This window comes from Marinobacter sp. (assembly GCF_052091845.1).
Lineage (GTDB): Bacteria > Pseudomonadota > Gammaproteobacteria > Pseudomonadales > Oleiphilaceae > Marinobacter.
In genome coordinates, this window is the sequence record NZ_JBQDCO010000092.1 from 1 (window position 1) to 3,155 (window position 3,155).

Sequence of the window (3,155 nt, forward strand, 5' to 3'; positions counted from 1 at the left end):
GTCAGGCCTGCATCCACAAAACCGTAGCCTGGTGTGCCTTCGTCCATGCTCTTGCGACCGAGAGAATCACTGGTCTCACCACGAACATTGCCATCCAGCCAAAGGTTAAGCAGGGCTGTCGTTTGCCAATCCAGTCCCGCATTCAGCATATGCTTGGGGATCTTGTTTAACGGCTCGCCCTTGTAGTCACCGGATTTCTGCTCGGAGTGGGTAAAAGTATAACTGGAACTGAAGCCCACCGTTTCAGTGATGCCGTAATCAAAGGTGAGTTCCACGCCTCGCATCATGGCTTTATCAATATTTTCGCGCTTGCTCAGGAACAGGTAATCGTTGCCCTCGTAAGTGCAATTCCAGGTTGAGGGATCATCCGAATCACCGCCCGAATCACAAAAACGATCTTCAGCGATTTTATCCTTGAAGTCAGTATGGAACAGCATAACACTGGCATTCATATCCATCAGGCGGTCGTCAAACACAAAACCAAGCTCGTAACTGGTGCTGGTTTCCGGGTCCAGATCTTCATTACCAATAATCAGTGCCCGGGAGTGCGGCGCCGGTGAGTTCGGCCCACCGGTCCGACGGCCAAAGCCTTCGGTGGCGTCCGGCAGGCTGGGTTGCCTGTAGCCTGTGGAAACCCCGCCTTTAAACGTCCATTCAGGTGTCAGATGATAGTTAGCATAGAGGCGCGGGCTCAGGTGGCCACCAAACAGTTCATCGTCGTTGTAACGCACGCCAGTGGTCACGTTCAGATCGCTGGTTACCGACCACTCCACCTCGGCGAACACGGCCGCAATCCAGCGATCCACCTTCGAGGAGGCTGAATCCACGGTTCCCAGCAAACCATTAGACTCATCCACCAAGTCCTCATACTTATACTGACCACCAAAAGTCAGCATGTGGTTACCCATAAACAGAGTGCCCTGAGTGTTAAAGGTAGAGACTTCCTCTTTCTTCTTGTCGAGTTGAACCACCTCGGAAGCATCATGCTGCAGATAGGAATTCAGCATCAGATTGCCGTAGTTACCCTGATGGGTCAGTGCATAAACATCTTTTTTGTAGTTGGTACTGTTGGGATCAGCATCAGCAGCAATGCTGACGCCTGGGGTATGGCGGAAGTCGAGCTCGGACGCACTGTAGCTCAAGCCAAATTCGTTGGCTTCATCTGGCGTCAGAATCAGCTTGGCGCCAGCCTGCTTGTCGGTTCTATCCGGTATGCTTTCTGCGCTTTTAATGCCTGCAATAAACGTGGATTCTTCCGAGCCCTGCCAGGAACCGTTAACCTGCGCTGAAAGCAATCCCGGAATCAGAGGGCCACTGGTAAAAAGACTGACCTGCTGCTCATCTTCATTAACATCCGTGAACGATTTGGTGTATTCCGTAGAAACCGTACCAGACCAGGTATCCGCAGACTTTTTGGTGATTATGTTGATCACACCACCCATGGCTTCCGAGCCATAAAGCGACGACATGGGGCCACGAATCACCTCAACCCGTTCGATCATAGAAGCAGGCGGAAGCGCAATCTGCTTACCACCGCCCGTGCCATTGGTGTTGACGTTACGACCGGATGAAACCGGGCGGCCATCAATCAAATAAAGCGTGTAGTCACCGCTCATCCCGCGAATCGTAATATCCTTGGATTTACCGCCACCACTGACATACGCGCCCGGTATATTTTTCACCGCATCGCTGATGTCATCAAAAGAGCGCTTGCTCAACTCTTCCCCGGAGATAGCCGAGATACTTGCGGGTGCATCAGAGATGTTCTGCTCAAACCCGGCAGCCGTCACGACTATCTCACCCAGCTCAACCGGCTGGGGTTGAGCTGTGGCAACACTGCCGGTACCCGCCAGGGCGATGGAAGATGCCAGCAGAGAAATGCGGCGCATAAAAGACTCCTTGTTTATTCCGTTACGCTAAAAACCACCGCACCTATAAATTGGCCTGAGTTATTTACAACCAATTACAAATGCAAATGACACTCATTGGCAGCGGACGTTACCACAAGTTAAGTCTTTAAATGCTGGAATGATGTGTTCCATATTCTGGAACGGGTGCAGGGATGCTTACTTTTCCTGGCTCTTGCCAGTTCGAAGGAGTAGCACTTGTCACATGATTGATAAAAGCCCTAACGCGCCTTGGCAGCGCGCCATGGGGATAAAGTAGCGACACCGGCAGAACCGGCCCCTGCCAGTCGGGCAAGCATGACTCTAAAGTGCCAGGGTGAGCACTGAGCCGGCGCTCCACCAGCCAGTGCGGCATTAGCCCCAAGCCGCGGCCATCGGCAATTGCATCGCCCTGCACACTGAACTGATCTACAGTAAAGGCGCGCTGTGGCGGGCTGAGTGGGTAGGCATCCCCGCAGGAGCGCTGAAGCGTTAAGCCCGCACTATTGGTGCCGAGCATATCCACCCATACATGGGCTTTCAGATCGCCTGGCGTGTTCGGGTAGCCATAGCGCGCAAAGTACGCCGGGCTTGCGTAGACACCTTGCGATAAATGGCCTAGAGGCTTTTGCCGAAGCGCCGTATCACCTGGACTACCCACCCAAACACACACGCCATCATTCATGGTTTCGGGAATAGTCCTCTGGGTTTGAACGGACACGCTCAGGCCGTCATAGCGAGCCATGAAAGACTCAACCACCTGTGAAAACCAACCGCGCACCAAGGATTCGTGGCAGCACAGCACAAGTTTTCCACTCACCTCTTCCTTCAACTCATCCAAGGCTTCCCGACCCTGAAAGGCTAATTCCAAAATGTCTGTACTGTAGCGATAAAACAGGCGACCTGCTTCATTTGGCATAACGCGCCGGGATTCACGCCGCAAAAGCGGCTGGCCTACCACGTCTTCGAGATTACGAATTTTTCGGCTCAGGGTAGATTTTGGCAGGTTAAGTTCTCGAGTGCTGGCGGTAAGGCTCCCGGTTTTCACAACTGAAACAAACACTTCCAGCTCTTTCAGATCATACATCTTTTTTTCGTTCCATAATTAGCAACTATTTGTGCCAACTTATCATCTTCAAAACGATAATACGAACAATTATCATTAATTGTTTAGCTCGCTCACAATCTATATCCTCTTGTGCCATTAACCATTCAGGAGTCTGTTCATGCCTAACCCGCTCACCACCTTCTTACTCAAACAAACACTAG

Annotated in this window: 2 protein-coding genes; both read right to left on the reverse strand. The window is 51.8% G+C overall.

What is annotated here, in order from left to right; genetic code table 11:
* Nucleotides 1–1,889 (reverse strand): TonB-dependent receptor domain-containing protein (locus tag ACTHYN_RS16225; RefSeq protein ID WP_441813439.1); only part of this gene is annotated, 1,889 nt, incomplete at its 3' end.
* A 127-nt stretch (nt 1,890–2,016) separates the two neighbouring features.
* Nucleotides 2,017–2,973 carry a LysR family transcriptional regulator gene (locus tag ACTHYN_RS16230; RefSeq protein ID WP_441813440.1) on the reverse strand — a complete coding sequence of 319 codons (957 nt, stop codon included), beginning with the start codon at nt 2,971–2,973 and terminating at the stop codon, nt 2,017–2,019.
* Nucleotides 2,974–3,155: the final 182 nt, after the last annotated feature.

Coding starts and splice junctions, on each gene's coding strand:
- ACTHYN_RS16230 (WP_441813440.1), bottom strand. CDS start 2,973: ATGTATGATCTGAAAGAGCTGGAAGTGTTTGTTTCAGTTGTGAAAACC.